The organism is Actinomycetospora flava (assembly GCF_037400335.1).
Lineage (GTDB): Bacteria > Actinomycetota > Actinomycetes > Mycobacteriales > Pseudonocardiaceae > Actinomycetospora > Actinomycetospora flava.
Window position 1 is genome coordinate 228,765 of the sequence record NZ_JBBEGM010000007.1, and the last position, 15,247, is coordinate 244,011.

Here is a 15,247-nt window from a genome sequence, read left to right on the forward strand (position 1 = left end):
CGGGGTCCCGGGAGGTCAACCCGTCGTCGATCGTTCCGGGGCGCCGAGGACGACGTCGCGCACGGCCTGCGCGTCGCCCGGCACGTCGACCCAGGCGACCGCCGGATGGTGACCGTCGGCGCGCGTGACCAGCTGGAAGCGTCCCGGCGTGGTGGGGGCGAGGTGGAAGGCACCCTCGTCGTCGGCGGCCACCGAGGCGGCCTCGCGCCCGTCGGGGTCGACGAGCGTGAGCGTCGCGCCGCCCACCGCCGACCCGGCGGCGTCGGTGACGCGGCCGACGAGGCCCTTCGCGTCGGACACGGAGGCGGCCGGGGCCTCCGCGACCGCGGGGGAGCCGCCGTCCGCGGGCTTCCGGCGGCGCCGACCGAGCAGGAGGTCGATCACCCCGAGGACGAGCGCGAGCACGACGAACGCGACCGCACCGACGAGCCCGCGGCTGATGGCGAGCGCCCAGTCGCCGTTCGTGGCGGTGAGCTGGCCGAAGAACACGGCGCCGACGGCCGAGATGCCGACCGCCGAGCCGACGCGCTGCCCGGTCTGCAGGACGCCCGCCGCGGTGCCGCCCTCGCGGGGCGGGACCTCCTCGAGCGCGAGGGTCTGGTTCGGGGCGATGACGAACCCGCTGCCGATGCCGGCGACGAGCAGCGGCCCGGCGATCGCCCACCCGACCTGCGCCGGGTCGAGGCGCAGGACGATGTCGACGGCGACGAGACCCAGGGCGACGAGGACGAGCCCGCCGACGACCAACGGCTTGCCGAGCCGCGACACGAGCCGCCCGCCGATCGCCGACGACACCGCGGAGCCGAGCGCGAACGGGGTGAGCGCGAGCCCGGCCTCGAGCGGCGTGTAGCCCCGCCCGTTCTGGAGGAAGAGGGTGACCACGAAGAAGATCGCGGTGAAGCCGGCGAAGTAGAGCAGGCCGAGCGAGGTGCCGAGCGCGTAGCTGCGGGTGCGCAGCAGGGCGAAGTTCACGAGCGGGTGGCCGTGGGTCCGGCGGGCGCGGCGCTCCCAGAGCACGAAGACGACGAGCAGGACGACGGCGACGCCGATCAGCCACCAGGGTGCGCCCGACCGGTCCTGCTCCGAGAGCACCAGCGGGACCATGAGCGACACCACGGCGCCGCCGAGCAGGATCGCGCCGACCGCGTCGAGGGGGCGCTTCTCGCCGTCGGTCGGGGCGTCGCGGGGCAGCAGGCGGGCGCCGAGAACGAGCGCGGCGACGCCGATCGGCACGTTGACGTAGAAGACCCAGCGCCAGCCGTCGGTCTGGCCGCCCCACTCGAGCAGCAGCCCGCCGAGCAGCGGGCCGATGGCCGTGGAGATGCCGATCGCGGCGCCGAACAGCCCGAAGGCCCGCCCGCGCTCACGTCCGGTGAACAGCTGCTGGATGAAGCCGATGACCTGCGGGTTCAGCATCCCGCCCGCGGCGCCCTGGAGGAGCCGGAACACGACGAGCGAGGCCGCGTTCGGGGCGAGGCCCGCCGCGATGCTGGTCAGCGTGAACAGCGCCAGCGAGATCATGAACATCTTCTTGCGGCCGCGGTCGTCGCCGAGCCGGCCGGAGGCGACGAGCACCAGCCCGAAGGTCAGCGCGTAGCCCGACACGACCCACGACAGCTCCGCGGACGACGCGCCGATCCCCCGCTGCATGGCGGGGAGGGCGACGTTGACGATGCTGACGTCGAGCAGCGTCATGAACCCGGCGATCAGGCACACCGCGAGGGCGTGCCAGCGCCGGGGATCGGGCTGGGGAGAACTCACGGGAATCGAGTGTCCCAGGCTCGACCAGGCCAATCGTGACACGAGACGGAGGGAACGCCCGTGGAGATCCTGTCGAGCCGCATCCTCGTGTGCCCGCGGGACTGGGAAGTCTCGCGGCGCTTCTACGCCGAGACGCTCGGGCTCGCGGTCGCCCGGGAGTTCCCCGGCGGTGTCGTGTTCTTCCTCGGCACGGGCTACCTGGAGCTCTCGAAGGCCGGGGCGGTGGCGACGGGGGACAGGGAGACGGAGCATCAAGGGGAGCACGCCGATAGGGGAGCTCGACCCGAGGGGGACGCGCTGTGGCTGCAGGTGCGCTCGCTGCCCGACGCGGTCGGCGCCCTGCGCGGCCGGGGCGTGACCATCACCCGCGAGCCGCAGCGGGAGCCGTGGGGCCTCGACGAGTGCTGGATCGCCGACCCCGACGGCCGCGCGATCGTCCTCGTCGAGATCCCCCCGGGCCACCCGATCCGCACCGACCTCCGTGAGTGAACTTCGGGGCCATAGCCCCGAAGTTCACTCACAGCCCCAGGGCGCGCGCCAGCTCGCGGAGGTCGTCGCGGGGGTCGGCCATGGGGTTGCCGCGGAGGGCCTGGACGAGGACGTGGTCGGCGCCGGCGTCGAGGTGGGCGGTCACCGAGGCCGCGACCGTGTCGATGTCGCCCATCCCGACCAGGGCCCTCTTGAGGCGATCGGAGCCGCCGCGCGGCATGTCGGACTCCTCGAAGCCCTGGCGCAGCCACGAGTTCCGGTAGTTCGGCAGGCCCGAGTAGATCTCGAGGTGGCTGTGCGCCCGGCTCATCGCGTCGTCGGGGTCGTCCCCGACCGCGACCGCCTGCTCCGAGACGACCCACTTGTCGGGACCGAGGGCGTCGCGCGTCACCCGGGTCTGCTCCGGGGTGACGAGGTAGGGGTGCACGCCGTCGGTCTCGGCGCCGGCGAGCTCGATCATCTTCGGCCCGAGGGCCGCGACGAGCCGGGCCGGGCGTCCGACACCGGGCTCGATCTGCTCGGGCACGGCGGCCATGCGCTGCAGGTAGTCGCGCATCGTCGCGAGCGGCTTCTCGTACGTCCCGCCGCGCCCGCGCTCGACGAGCGGCGCGTGGCTCACGCCGAGCCCGAGGACGAACCGGCCCGGGTGCAGCGCGGTGAGCGTGCGCCCGCCGCTCTCGGCGGCGATCGGGTCGCGGGCGTGGATGTTGGCGATGCCGGTGCCGACGACGAGCCGGTCGGTGGCGGCGAGGAAGGCGCCCGCCTGGGTCAGCGTCTCCTTGCCGTACGCCTCGCCGTAGAAGATCGAGCCGTAGCCCATCGCCTCGATGTCGCGGGCGGCCTGCTGGGCGTCCGGCATCGACCAGGTGTCGCTGGTCCACCAGACGCCGATGCGGGACGGGAAGTCGATGCGTGCGGCCATGGCCGCGGACGCTAGCCCGCGCGGTCGGCGGCCGCCTGCCCGGACCGGTGCGCGGAGACCGACGCCTCGGCCATCCCCCGCAGCGCCGTCATGAGCGCGCCGCCGAGCACGATCCCGACCACCATGCGCTCGACCGAGCGCTCGCGGTCCTCGTCGACGACGACCGCCTCGACCTCGTGGGGCGCGACGGCCTCCATCGCCTCGGCGTAGACGTCGAGCAGCCCGGCGACCTTCTCGCCCCCCAGGCGTTCGAGGGTCGCGAGGACGTCGACGGCCGTGCGCCAGCCGGGGTTCCTCTCGTTCGTGATCCACCCGCGGCGCTCGATCAGGGCCGCGACGGCCTGCTCGGCGCGCGCGGCGGCGTCGTCCTCGACCGGCTCGGTGCGCGTCATCACGGCCGCCTGCGCGGTGCCCAGCGCGTCGTGCAGCGACACGTGCGGGTCCTCCACGGCCGCGAGCACGGTGCGGGTGCCGGCGATCGACAGCCCGCCGACGTCGACCAGCGCGCGGATCAGGCGCAGCCGGCGCACGTGCGCCTCGTCGTAGCGCGCCTGGTTCGGGCTGGTCCGCTCACCGGGCGGGAGCAGGCCCTCGCGCAGGTAGTACTTGATCGACGCGACGCTCACGCCCGTCTCGCGGCTCAGGTCCCCGATCCGCATCGCTCTCCTCTCTGGACACCACTGACGGATAGTTCTACTCTCCAATTATGGACAGCGTCACTATCCGATCGATGGCGAGAGAGTCACGGTCCCTCGCCGCGTTCTGTGTCGCCATGGCCGCGCTCGCGGTCGTGTGCATCGTCGGGCTCGTGCTCGACCCCCGCCTCCTCGGCGGCCAGCCCATCTGGGCCAAGCCGCTCAAGTTCTCGATCAGCTTCGTCCTCTACTCCGCGACCCTGGCCTGGATGATCTCGCTCGTCGCGGTCCCGCGGACGCGCCGCTGGGCCCGCCGCGCCGGAGTCGTCGTCGCGGCCGCCGGGACCATCGAGATGATCGCCATCGTCGGTCAGGTCGTGCGCGGCCGGGCGAGCCACTTCAACGTCGCCACCACGCTCGACACGGCCGTGTGGAGCGTGATGGGCACGACCATCGTGGTGCTCTGGCTCGCGACGGCCGCTCTCGGCGTCCTGCTGCTGCGCGAGCGCAGCCTCGCCGTCGACACCGCGTGGGCCGTGCGCCTCGGGCTGGTCGTCACCCTGCTCGGCATGGCGGTCGCGTTCCTCATGACGAGCCCGACCGGCGCCCAGGTCGCCGCCGCGCAGACGACCGGGGCGATGCCGACCGTCGGCGCGCACGCGGTCGCGGTGCCCGACGGCGGGCCGGGCCTGCCGCTGGTGGGCTGGAGCACCACGGGCGGCGACCTGCGCATCGCCCACTTCGTCGGGCTGCACGCGCTCCAGGGGCTGCCGCTGCTGGTGATCGGGCTGACCCTGCTCGTCCCGCGGGTGCCGGTGCTGCGCGACGCGCGGGTCCGCGCCCGTCTCGTCGGCGTCGCCGGCGCGGCCTGGACCGGCCTGACGGTGCTGCTGACCTGGCAGGCCCTGCGCGGTCAGCCGCTGATCGCCCCCGACGGCGCGACACTGCTCGCCGCCGGCGTCCTGGTGGTCGCGACCCTCGTCGCCACCCTGCTCGTCCTTCGTCCTCGCCCCACCGGCGACCGCATCCTGGAGCCCCGATGACCACGCTCACGCCCGCCCGCACCGGCAGCCCCGTCCTCGTCGCCGTCTACGCGGCGCTCTCGGTGGTCGGCCTGCTCGGGACCTGGTACTTCAACCTGGCGTTCTTCGCCGCCGGCGGCACCGACTACCTCGGCGGCTGGTTCGCCAACGCCGCCAGCAGCTCGGCGGCCGTCGACATCATCGTCATGGCCGTGGCGGCCTGCGTGGTGATGGTCGTCGAGGGCCGCCGGCTCGGCTTCCGCACGATCGTCCTGGTCGGGCTCGTCGTGTTCAGCTTCGTCCTCGCCGTGGCGTTCACGTTCCCGCTGTTCCTGGCGCTGCGGGAGAGGCGCCTCCGGCGCAGGTGAGTGATTCGGGTCGTCATGGCGACCCAGATCACTCACCTGGGCCGCACGCCCATCACAGCCCGAGGTGCCGCGCGATGAGGATCTTCTGGACCTCGCTGGTGCCCTCGCCGATCTCGAGGATCTTGGAGTCGCGGTAGTGGCGGGCCACCGGGTACTCGTTCATGAAGCCGTAGCCGCCGAAGATCTGCGTGGCGTCGCGGGCGTTGTCCATCGCGGCGTTGGAGCTGACGAGCTTCGCGACCGCTGCCTCTTTCTTGAACGGCTTTCCGGCGGCCATCTTCTCCGCGGCGTCGTGCCAGGCCAGGCGGGCGCAGACGGTGCGCGCCTCCATCTCGGCGATCTTGAACTGGATGCCCTGGTAGCTCCCGATCGCGGCGCCGAACGCCTCGCGCTCGCGGGCGTAGCGCAGGGACTCGTCGACGCAGCCCTGCGCGGCGCCGGTCGAGAGCGCCGCGATGGCCACGCGGCCCTCGTCGAGGATCGAGAGGAACTGGGCGTAGCCGCGGCCGCGCTGCCCGACGAGGTTCTCGGCGGGCACCCGGACGTCGTCGAACGAGAGCTCGTGGGTGTCCGAGGCGTTCCAGCCGACCTTCGAGTAGCTGGGCGCGACGGTGAAGCCGGGGGTGCCGGACGGGACGAGGATCGCCGAGATCTCCTTCTTGCCGTCCGCGCCGCGGTCGGTGACGGCGGTGACGGTGACGAGCGAGGTGATGTCCGTGCCGGAGTTCGTGATGAACGCCTTCGTCCCGTTGATCACCCAGTGGTCGCCGTCGAGCTTCGCGGTGGTCCGCGTGGCGCCGGCGTCCGACCCGCCGCCGGCCTCGGTGAGCCCGAACCCGCCGAGGTGGCGGCCCGCGGCGAGGTCGGGCAGCCAGCGCTGCTTCTGCTCGTCGGAGCCGAAGCGCAGCAGCGGCATGATCCCCAGGGAGACGCCGGCCTCGAGCGTGATGGCCACCGACTGGTCGACGCGCCCGAGCTCCTCGAGGGCGACGCACAGCGCGACGTAGTCGCCGCCCATGCCGTCGTACTCCTCGGGCACCGGCAGCCCGAACAGCCCCATCTGCCCCATCTGCGCGACGAGGTCGTACGGGAACTTCTCCCGGATGTAGTAGTCGCCGATGACCGGCGCGACCTCCTTCTGCGCGAACTCCTCGACGGTGGCGCGCAGGGCCTCGTGCTCGTCCGACAGCTGCATGATCATTCTCCCGGTTCGGGCACGACGGTGACGAGGGGCGCGTCGAGGGCGACGGCGGCGCCGGCCTTCGCGGCCAGGTCCTTCACGACGCCGTCGACCGGCGCCGACACCACGTGCTCCATCTTCATGGCCTCCACGACGACGAGTCGCTGGCCTGCGGTGACGTGGTCGCCCTCGGCGACCTCCACGGCGGTGACCGTGCCGGGCATCGGCGCGGTGAGGGGGCCGTCGGCGGCGCCCGCGGCGGTGCGCGCGGCGCGCAGGCGCTCCTGCTCGCGCAGCGCCCACACGCCGCCCTCGCGACCCAGCCAGCGCACCCCGCCGGCCATCGCGGTGCGGAACCGGCGGGTGGCGCCGTCGAGGGTCAGGACGACCTCGGCGCCGTCCCTGCGGGCGGTCACGGCGCGCGGGGTCCCGTCGGCCCCGATGGTGACCGTGGCGTCCGCCGGGGGTCCGGCAACGGCGACGTCCACCGGGTCGCCGGTCGCGCCCGCGGCGGGCACCACGCGCCAGCGGGCCGGCGCCGGGTCGGCGCCGAGGCGCCAGCCGCCGATGCGGTCGAAGGGGTCGTCGCCGGTGGGCAGGTCGAGCACGCCCGCGAGCGCGGCGGCGGCGAGCACGTCGTCGGGGAGGTCCTCGGCGGGCACCGGCAGGCGTGCGATCAGGCCGGTGTCGAGCCGGCCGGCGCGCACGTCGTCGTCGGCGATCAGGGTGCGCAGCCACGCGAGGTTGGTGCGCACGCCGAGCACGGTCGTGCCGGCCAGCGCGGCGTCGAGGCGGGTGAGGGCGATGAGGCGGTCGGGCCCGTGCACGATGATCTTGGCGAGCATCGGGTCGTAGCGGGACCCCACCTCGGTGCCCTCCGCGACGCCCGCGTCCACGCGGGCGTTCGCCGGCCACACCAGGTCGAGCACCGTGCCGCCGGTGGGCAGGAAGCCGCGCGCCGGGTCCTCGGCGTAGAGGCGGACCTCGACGGCGTGGCCCTCGAGCGTCACGTCGCCCTGGTCGTAGCCGAGCTCCTCGCCGGCGGCGACGCGTAGCTGCTCGGCGACGAGGTCGAGCCGCCCGCCCCGCACGCGCACGACCTCCTCGGTGACCGGGTGTTCCACCTGCAGGCGGGTGTTCATCTCGAGGAAGAAGAACTCGCTCGCGTCGGCGTTGGTCACGAACTCGACGGTCCCGGCGCCGACGTAGCCGCAGGCGCGCGCGGCCTCGACCGCCGCCTCGCCCATCGCGTGGCGCTGCCGGGCGTCGAGCACCGCCGACGGCGCCTCCTCGACGACCTTCTGGTGCCGGCGCTGCAGCGAGCACTCGCGCTCGCCGAGGTGCACGACGGTGCCGTGGGCGTCGGCGAGCACCTGGATCTCGACGTGGCGGGGGTCGGTGACGTAGCGCTCGACGAGCAGGGTGTCGTCGCCGAAGCTCGACCGCGCCTCCCGGCGGGCCGCGGCGATCGCGTCCTCGAGGTCGGCGTCGCGCTCGACGACGTGCATGCCCTTGCCGCCACCGCCGGCGCTGGGCTTGAGCAGCACGGGGAAGCCGATCCGCCGCGCTTCCGACGCGACCTCCCCGTCGGACAGACCCGACCCGTCGGAGCCGGGCACCAGCGGGACGCCCGCCGGGCCGACGGTGGCCTTGGCGCGGATCTTGTCGCCCATCGCCTCGATGGCCGCGGGCGGCGGGCCGATCCAGGTCAGGCCGGCCTTCTCCACGTCGCGGGCGAACGCCGCGTTCTCCGCGAGGAACCCGTAGCCGGGGTGCACGGCCTGCGCGCCCACCGACCGGCCGGCCTCGACGATCGCGGCGCCGTCGAGGTAGTCGGGCACGCGCACGGCGACGTCGGCGGCCGCGACGTGCGGGGCGCCGGCGTCCGGGTCGGTGTACACCGCGACGGCCCGCAGGCCCCGCGCGTGCAGGGTCCGCGTGATCCGGACGGCGATCTCGCCGCGGTTGGCGATGAGGACGCTCGAGAACACGGTGACCCTCACATCCGGAAGACGCCGAAGTGCGGCGCGTCGAGGGGGGCGTTGGCGCAGGCGGAGAGCGCGAGGCCCAGGACGGTGCGGGTGTCGGCGGGGTCGATGACGCCGTCGTCCCACAGGCGCGCGGTGGAGTAGTACGGGTGGCCCTGGTGCTCGTACTGCTCACGCACGCCCTCGGCGTCGCTCGACCCGACCGTGCCGAGCACCGTCGCCGCCTGCTCGGCGCCCATGACGCTGATCCGCGCGTTCGGCCACATCCACAGGAAGCGCGGCGAGTACGCCCGCCCGCTCATGGCGTAGTTGCCGGCGCCGTAGGAGCCGCCGATGACCACCGTGAGCTTCGGGACCCGCGTCGTCGCCACGGCGGTGACCATCTTGGCGCCGTCCTTGGCGATGCCGCCCGCCTCGTACTCGCGGCCGACCATGAACCCGGTGATGTTCTGCAGGAACACCAGCGGGATGCCGCGCTGGTCGCACAGCTCGACGAAGTGCGCGCCCTTGAGTGCCGACTCGCGGAAGAGCACCCCGTTGTTGGCGACGATGCCGACGGGGTGGCCGTGCAGGCGCGCGAAGCCGGTGACGAGCGTGGTGCCGTAGTCGGGCTTGAACGGGGTGAACGCGCTCCCGTCGACGAGGCGGGTGATCACCTCGTGGACGTCGTAGGCGGTGCGCCCGTCGACCGGGACGACGTCGTAGAGCTCGCTCTGGTCGTGCTCGGGCTCGACGGTGGGCCGGCGCTCCCAGGGCGGCGCGGGGCGCGGCCCGAAGGTGTCGACGATGTCGCGGACCATCGACAGCGCGTGGGCGTCGTCGTCGGCGAGGTGGTCGACCACGCCGGACGTGCGCGCGTGCAGGACGCCGCCACCGAGCTCCTCGGCCGTGACCTCCTCGCCGGTCGCGGCCTTCACCAGCGGCGGGCCGCCGAGGAAGATCGTGCCCTGGTCGCGGACGATGATCGCCTCGTCGCTCATCGCCGGGACGTACGCGCCGCCCGCGGTGCACGAGCCGAGGACCGCGGCGATCTGCGGGATGCCGAGCCCGGACATCGTCGCCTGGTTGTAGAAGATCCGGCCGAAGTGCTCGCGGTCGGGGAAGACCTGGTCCTGCTCGGGCAGGAACGCGCCGCCGGAGTCGACCAGGTAGACGCACGGCAGGCGGTTGTGCAGCGCGACCTCCTGGGCGCGCAGGTGCTTCTTCACCGTCATCGGGTAGTAGGTGCCGCCCTTGACGGTGGCGTCGTTGGCGACGACCACGCACTCGCGCCCCGCGATGCGCCCGATGCCGGTGATGATCCCGGCGCCGGGGGCGGCGTCGCCGTACATCCCGGTGGCGGCCAGCGGGGAGAGCTCGAGGAACGGGCTCGACGGGTCGAGCAGGGCGTCGACGCGGTCGCGCGGGAGCAGCTTGCCGCGCTCCACGTGCCGCTGCCGCGAACGCTCCGGGCCCCCGAGCCGCGCGGTCGCCAGCCGCTCGCGCAGGTCGGCGACGAGCTCGCGGTGACCTGTCGGGGCCTCGGTGCCGATCGTCGGCGCAGCCACGGGCGACCCTCCTCGTCGAGACGTTAACGCTCATTCACGTTAGCGTCCGTTCACAACACCTGGCAAGAGGCGTTAGTGTGCCGAGGGTGCCGGTCACGACGTCGCGCCGCGAGCAGATCCTCAGCGAGGCCGCGCGCCTGTTCGCCGCCCACGGCTTCCACGGCGTGTCCATCGACGGGATCGGCGCGGCCGTCGGGGTCAGCGGGCCCGCGCTGTACCGGCACTTCCCGTCCAAGGAGGGCCTGCTCGCCGAGATGCTGGTCGGCATCAGTGAGCACCTGCTCGCCGGCGGGCAGGAGCGCGCGGCTCAGAACACCGACCCGGTGGCGCTGCTGGACGCGCTCATCGCGTTCCACACCGACTTCGCGCTGCACCAGCCCGAACTGATCACCGTGCAGGACCGCGACCTCGCCAACCTCCCCGACGACGCCCGCCGCCAGGTGCGCGGCCTGCAGCGCGCCTACGTCGAGATCTGGGTCGGCGCCCTCGTCCGCGCCGGGCTCGCCGCGAGCGACGAGACCGCCCGCGTCGCCGCGCACGCCGCGTTCGGGCTGATGAACTCGACCCCGCGCAGCGCCGCCCACGCCGGCGCGGACGTCGTCGCCGGCATCCTGGTCACGATGACCCGGTCGGCGCTCCACGCGCACCCTGTCTGACCGGCTGTCTGACCGGCTGCCCGACCGGCTGTCCGACCGGCGACAAGCCGAGCGAGAACCCACCGCGGCGACCCCTCCCGCCGCTACGCTCCGCGCCTGTGAACCAGCCGCAGGGCCAGTACCCGCCTCAGCAGCAGCAGGGCCAGCAGCCCGGAGCATTCCAGGGCCAGCGCTACCCGATCCTGCTCTCGACGATGAACGACCTGCCGGGCTACGAGGTCGTGCGTGTGTTCGGCGAGGTCTTCGGCCTCACCGTCCGTAGCCGGAACATGTTCTCGACCATGGGCGCGGGTTTCAAGGCGATGGCCGGCGGCGAGCTCAAGGGCCTGTCGAAGCTGCTCTCCGACTCGCGGCACGAGGCGCTCGGTCGGCTCTCCGAGGAGGCGATGGCGTTCGGCGCCAACGCCGTGCTCGCGCTGCGCTTCGACTGCAACGAGATCGCCCAGACGGCGAGCGAGATCGCGGCGTACGGCACGGCCGTCTACGTCGTGCCGCACACGCAGCGCTGAGGCGCGGGAACGGCACGACAGCGCGACGCAGGAGCGCTGTCGGGTCGTCTCCTCGTCGCCGGGTAGGCCTCAGTCGTCAGATGCTGCGCGTCGCCGCGCGCAGCTCCTCCTCGGTGCCGAGCAGGCGGTTGCGCCGCACGATCGACTCCTCGAGACGGGCGCGGACCGCGCGCTGGCGGGAGAGCAGCTCGCGGACGTAGTCGGTGCGGCTCTCCTCGGTCGCCTCGTGGATCTGCTCGCTCAGCTTCGCGTCGAAGCGCTCGAACACGCCCACCTGCTGGTCGGCCTCGCGCCGGCGGCGCACCGCGTCCTCGTACTGCGCCCACGTCACCACCCCGACGGGCGTGCGCGGCGCCGGCGGGCCGTAGCCGGCCGTGCCGTGGCCCGGCGCGCCCGGGGGCGCGTCGTACTGCCGCGGCGCGCCGACGCCGGTGTACTCGGGCGGCGCGGTGTCGACCGCCCCGTCGTCCTGGCCACGGCCGAAGAAGCGGCCCAGTCGTGAGCTCGCCATGGTCGATCCCTCCTCACCCGGAGTGACGCGCTTCACTGTGCACCGCACGCAGCCGGGACGGAAGCGGACACCGGCGATCGGGCTAGCGCTCGATCGGTACGGGAGTGATGTCCTCGTCCGCGGGGAGTGCGAAGCCGAACATCTCGGCGTAGAAGGCGAGCTCCGCGTCGAGGGCACGCCGGATGTTCTCGGCCTTGCGGAACCCGTGCTGCTCGCCCTCGAAGAGCAGGTACGCGACGGGCACGCCGCGCCGGCGCAGGGCGTCGACGATCATCTCCGACTGGTTCGGCGGGACGATCGCGTCCTCGTCGCCCTGGAGCACGATCAGCGGGGTCGCGAAGCGCTCGACGTGCGTGATCGGCGAGCGCTCGACGTAGACCTCGCGCGCCTCCGGGTAGGGACCGACGAGGCCGTCGAGGTAGCGCGACTCGAACTTGTGGGTGTCGGCGGCCAGCGCCTCGAGGTCGGCGACGCCGAAGTGGTCGGCGCCGGCGGAGAACGGGGTGTCGTCGCGGGCCAGGGCTGCGAGCGTGGTGAACCCGCCCGCCGAGCCGCCCCGGATGGCCAGCCGGTCGGGATCGACGCGGCCGGCGTCGGCGAGGGCGCGGGCGGCGGCGAGGCAGTCGGCGACGTCGACGACACCCCACGCGCCCTTCAGCTGCTCGCGGTAGGCGCGCCCGTAGCCGGTGGAGCCGCCGTGGTTGACGTCGACGACCCCGAAGCCCCGGCTCGTCCAGTACTGCAGGCCGAGCGCGAGCACCGGGGCGGCCTGTCCGGTCGGGCCGCCGTGGATGACGACGAGCAGGGGCGGGAGCTGGTCTCGAGGCCCGTCTCCCGCCGGCGGGTAGTAGAGCGCGTGCGCGTCGCGGGGACGTCCCGCGCCGTCGACGGAGGCGAACGTCATCGGCTCCGGGACGGAGATCGTCGCCGAGTCGAGGCCCAGGTCGCGCGGTGCCCGCAGCGTCGTGACGGTGCCGTCGAGGCCGACCCGGTGCACGCCGGCCTCGGAGGTCGGCGAGCCGGCGATGCAGACGACGGCGTCCGTCCCGTCGGCGCGCACCGAGCGGATGGCGCTGAAGGGGGTGTCGAGCTCGCTGACCGCGCCCCTATCGGCGTGCTCCCCCTTCTCGCGGACGCAGAGGGCGTCGAACCCCTGCGAGGAGCGGGCGAAGACGACGCTGTCGCCGACGGTCGCGGACCGGGAGCCGGCGAGCTGCCAGGCGGGCAGGCCGATCTCGGCGTCGACGACGACCACGCCGGAGACCGTGGAGCCGTCCCAGCGGTAGAGGTTCCACCAGCCCGTGCGGTCGGAGAGGAAGTGCAGCGAGCCGTCGGCCTGCCAGGCGGGCTCGGCGACCGACTCGCCGGGCCCGCCCGCGACGACGGTGTCGGCGCCGGTGGCGAGGTCGCGCACGGTGAGCACGGTGTCGTCCCACGGCATCGACGGGTGGTCCCAGGAGACCCAGGCGAGCCGGCCCGCGTCGGGCGAGAGGCGCGGGGCGGCGACGAAGTCCGGGCCGGTGACCAGCACCTGCGGCTCGCTCGGCTCCCGCGCGTCGAGGCGCACGATCTCGTTGACGACCTCGGTGGCCGGGGCGCCCTCGCGCGGGTGGCGCTCGCGGACACAGACGAGCCAGGTGCCGTCGGGCGCGACGTCGCCGTCGGCGTAGCGGTCGCCGCGCGGGGTCGCGGGCTCCGGGGTGAGGACCGTGATCGTGTCGCCGTCGAGGCGCCGCAGCCGCTGGTCGGCCCAGTCGACGAAGAAGACCGCTCCGCCGTGGAGCCACCACGCCCCGCCGCCGTACTCGTGGACCGCGGTGCGCGCGTTGGCGCCCTCGGGGAGCAGGTCGGTGACCGTGCCCTCGGCGTCGCGGCGCACGAGCTGCGTGCGCCCGCCCTCGGCCGCGCGGCCCTCGCCCCACACGACGCCGCCGCTCCCGTCGGGGCGGACGTCCTCGAGGCGCACGGCGGCGGTGACGACGCGCTCGGACGTGATCGGTGTCGGCCAGGATCCGTAGGGCAGCGGGGTCACGCCGTCACCGTAGGCGGCTCATGATCGACGGAAGAATACGGACACTGGGTGTCAGCGACGCCACGTCGCTGACACGCGCGCTACTCCGTCCGGTCGCGGAGGACGTTCTTCTGGATCTTCCCCGTCGAGGTCTTGGGCAGGTCGCCGAAGACGATCTTCTTCGGCGCCTTGAAGCGGGCAAGGTGGGCGCGGACGTGCTCCACCAGCGCGTCGGGGTCGACGTCCTCGGACACCGTCACGAACGCGACGGGCACCTCGCCCCACCGCTCGTCGGGCGCGCCGACGACCGCGGACTCGATCACCGCGGGGTGGCTGTCGAGGACCCGCTCGACCTCGACCGAGGCGATGTTCTCGCCGCCGGAGATGATCACGTCCTTGCTCCGGTCGCGGATCTCCACGTAGCCGTCGGAGTGGATGACGCCGAGGTCACCGGTACGGAACCAGCCGTCGGCGTCCACCTCCGCGGTCGCCTCGGGGTCGCGGTAGTAGCCGAGCATGACATCGTTGCCGCGCAGCACCAGTTCGCCGAGGGTCTCGCCGTCCCACGGCACATCGCTGCCGTCGTCCTCGGAGAGCACCCGCAGGCGCTGCGCGACGACGTTGCCGACGCCCTGGCGCGCCTTGAGCCGCGCCTGCTCGTCGGCGTCGAGGGCGTCCCACTCCGGGTGCCAGTCGTTCACGGCGGCCGGGCCGTACGTCTCGGTCAGGCCGTAGAGGTGCGTGATGCCCATCCCGAGCGAGTCCATCCGCGCCAGCAGCGTCGGCGAGGGCGGCGCGCCGCCGGTCGCCACCGTGACCCGCTCCGGCGCCGGGCCCTCCTTCGCCGCCTCGGCGTGGGCGATCATCGTCAGGACGGTCGGCGCCGCGCAGTAGTGAGTGACGCCCTCGGTGCGGATGAGCCGCCAGATCTCCTCGGCGTCGATCGCCCGCAGGCACACGTGCAGCCCGCCCGCCGCGGTGACCGCCCAGGGGAAGCACCAGCCGTCGCAGTGGAACATCGGCAGGGTCCACAGGTACCGCGAGGCCGGCTCGAGGCGCATGTGGAACGCCATCGCCAGCGCCTGGAGGTTGGCGCCGCGGTGGTGGTACATCACGCCCTTGGGGCGCCCGGTCGTCCCGGACGTGTAGTTGATCGCGAGCAGGCCGCGCTCGTCGGCGACGGGCACGACGCGCTCCGGGGAGTCGGCGACGAGGCCCTCGTAGCGCTCGCCCTCCTCGACGAGCTGGACACCGGTCCGCTCCGCCACCGCGCGCGCGTTCTCGACCAGCTCGCGGGTGGCGATCAGCAGCTTGGCGCCGGAGTGCTCGACGATGTGGACGATCTCGTCGACCGAGAGCCGGGTGTTCAGCGGCACGAGCACCGCGCCGGCGTACGGGACGCCGTGGTGGCACTCGAGCATCACGTGGCTGTTGCTCGCCAGCGCCGCCACCCGGTCGCCGGGCTCGATCCCCAGCTCGTGCAGCGCCCCTGCGAGCCGCCGGGAGCGCGCGCCGAACTCGGCGTAGGTGAAGCGCTGGTCGCCGTCGACGACCGCGTCGCGGGTGGCGAACACGTGCGCGGCGCGGTCCAGGAACGCCGTCGGGGTGAGTTCGGCGAAGCTGAAGGGCGCGGGGGTGACGGACATGC

General features: G+C 73.8%; 14 protein-coding genes. 5 read left to right on the forward strand and 9 right to left on the reverse strand.

Annotation, left to right across the window (positions count from 1 at the left end; genetic code table 11):
• Nucleotides 1-15 precede the first annotated feature (15 nt).
• Entirely contained in the window at nucleotides 16-1,761 is a 1,746-nt protein-coding gene (locus tag WCD58_RS18245) for an MFS transporter (RefSeq protein ID WP_337704472.1), read from the reverse strand.
• Between the two features lie 60 nt (nucleotides 1,762-1,821).
• On the opposite strand from WCD58_RS18245, the gene WCD58_RS18250 reads away from it, so the two are divergent.
• Entirely contained in the window at nucleotides 1,822-2,250 is a 429-nt protein-coding gene (locus WCD58_RS18250; protein ID WP_337704473.1) for a VOC family protein, read from the forward strand.
• Between the two features lie 28 nt (nucleotides 2,251-2,278).
• Here the strand turns inward: WCD58_RS18250 and WCD58_RS18255 are convergent, their stop codons facing one another.
• Together WCD58_RS18255 and WCD58_RS18260 are read right to left on the reverse strand one after the other, a co-directional pair.
• Nucleotides 2,279-3,172, reverse strand: coding sequence for an LLM class F420-dependent oxidoreductase (locus tag WCD58_RS18255; RefSeq protein ID WP_337704474.1), 894 nt, complete (start codon nucleotides 3,170-3,172; stop codon nucleotides 2,279-2,281).
• A gap of 11 nt (nucleotides 3,173-3,183) precedes the next feature.
• On the reverse strand, nucleotides 3,184-3,831 hold the full coding sequence (locus WCD58_RS18260; protein WP_337704475.1) for a MerR family transcriptional regulator: 648 nt from the start codon (nucleotides 3,829-3,831) through the stop codon (nucleotides 3,184-3,186).
• 71 nt (nucleotides 3,832-3,902) lie between these two features.
• On the opposite strand from WCD58_RS18260, the gene WCD58_RS18265 reads away from it, so the two are divergent.
• Both WCD58_RS18265 and WCD58_RS18270 read left to right on the forward strand, forming a co-directional pair.
• On the forward strand, nucleotides 3,903-4,850 hold the full coding sequence (locus WCD58_RS18265; RefSeq protein WP_337704476.1) for a hypothetical protein: 948 nt from the start codon (nucleotides 3,903-3,905) through the stop codon (nucleotides 4,848-4,850).
• Nucleotides 4,847-5,197, forward strand: coding sequence for a DUF2834 domain-containing protein (locus WCD58_RS18270; protein WP_337704477.1), 351 nt, complete (start codon nucleotides 4,847-4,849; stop codon nucleotides 5,195-5,197). Before WCD58_RS18265 ends, WCD58_RS18270 begins: the two co-directional genes overlap by 4 nt.
• Before the next feature lie 52 nt (nucleotides 5,198-5,249).
• Here WCD58_RS18270 and WCD58_RS18275 read toward each other — a convergent pair whose 3' ends face one another.
• From WCD58_RS18275 to WCD58_RS18285, 3 genes are read right to left on the reverse strand one after another with little or no spacing between them, the layout of a single operon-like run.
• On the reverse strand, nucleotides 5,250-6,398 hold the full coding sequence (locus WCD58_RS18275) for an acyl-CoA dehydrogenase family protein (protein ID WP_337704478.1): 1,149 nt from the start codon (nucleotides 6,396-6,398) through the stop codon (nucleotides 5,250-5,252).
• Entirely contained in the window at nucleotides 6,395-8,368 is a 1,974-nt protein-coding gene (locus WCD58_RS18280) for an acetyl/propionyl/methylcrotonyl-CoA carboxylase subunit alpha (protein WP_337704479.1), read from the reverse strand. Before WCD58_RS18280 ends, WCD58_RS18275 begins: the two co-directional genes overlap by 4 nt.
• An 8-nt stretch (nucleotides 8,369-8,376) precedes the next feature.
• Nucleotides 8,377-9,912, reverse strand: coding sequence for a carboxyl transferase domain-containing protein (locus tag WCD58_RS18285; RefSeq protein WP_337704480.1), 1,536 nt, complete (start codon nucleotides 9,910-9,912; stop codon nucleotides 8,377-8,379).
• An 86-nt stretch (nucleotides 9,913-9,998) separates the two neighbouring features.
• Here WCD58_RS18285 and WCD58_RS18290 point away from each other — a divergent pair, with 86 nt between their 5' ends.
• Entirely contained in the window at nucleotides 9,999-10,568 is a 570-nt protein-coding gene (locus WCD58_RS18290) for an SACE_7040 family transcriptional regulator (protein ID WP_337704481.1), read from the forward strand.
• Nucleotides 10,569-10,666: 98 nt separating this feature from the next.
• Entirely contained in the window at nucleotides 10,667-11,077 is a 411-nt protein-coding gene (locus WCD58_RS18295) for a YbjQ family protein (protein ID WP_337704482.1), read from the forward strand.
• 76 nt (nucleotides 11,078-11,153) lie between these two features.
• Here WCD58_RS18295 and WCD58_RS18300 read toward each other — a convergent pair whose 3' ends face one another.
• The 3 genes from WCD58_RS18300 to WCD58_RS18310 form a co-directional block, all read right to left on the reverse strand.
• On the reverse strand, nucleotides 11,154-11,588 hold the full coding sequence (locus WCD58_RS18300; protein ID WP_337704483.1) for a hypothetical protein: 435 nt from the start codon (nucleotides 11,586-11,588) through the stop codon (nucleotides 11,154-11,156).
• A gap of 82 nt (nucleotides 11,589-11,670) precedes the next feature.
• A complete protein-coding gene (locus WCD58_RS18305; RefSeq protein WP_337704484.1) occupies nucleotides 11,671-13,620 on the reverse strand; it encodes a S9 family peptidase in 1,950 nt (649 codons plus the stop codon).
• An 80-nt stretch (nucleotides 13,621-13,700) separates the two neighbouring features.
• Entirely contained in the window at nucleotides 13,701-15,245 is a 1,545-nt protein-coding gene (locus WCD58_RS18310; protein WP_337704485.1) for an acyl--CoA ligase family protein, read from the reverse strand.
• Nucleotides 15,246-15,247 lie beyond the last annotated feature (2 nt).

Coding starts and splice junctions, on each gene's coding strand:
- WCD58_RS18255 (WP_337704474.1), bottom strand. CDS start 3,172: ATGGCCGCACGCATCGACTTCCCGTCCCGCATCGGCGTCTGGTGGACC.
- WCD58_RS18260 (WP_337704475.1), bottom strand. CDS start 3,831: ATGCGGATCGGGGACCTGAGCCGCGAGACGGGCGTGAGCGTCGCGTCG.
- WCD58_RS18265 (WP_337704476.1), top strand. CDS start 3,903: ATGGCGAGAGAGTCACGGTCCCTCGCCGCGTTCTGTGTCGCCATGGCC.
- WCD58_RS18270 (WP_337704477.1), top strand. CDS start 4,847: ATGACCACGCTCACGCCCGCCCGCACCGGCAGCCCCGTCCTCGTCGCC.
- WCD58_RS18275 (WP_337704478.1), bottom strand. CDS start 6,398: ATGATCATGCAGCTGTCGGACGAGCACGAGGCCCTGCGCGCCACCGTC.
- WCD58_RS18300 (WP_337704483.1), bottom strand. CDS start 11,588: ATGGCGAGCTCACGACTGGGCCGCTTCTTCGGCCGTGGCCAGGACGAC.
- WCD58_RS18310 (WP_337704485.1), bottom strand. CDS start 15,245: ATGTCCGTCACCCCCGCGCCCTTCAGCTTCGCCGAACTCACCCCGACG.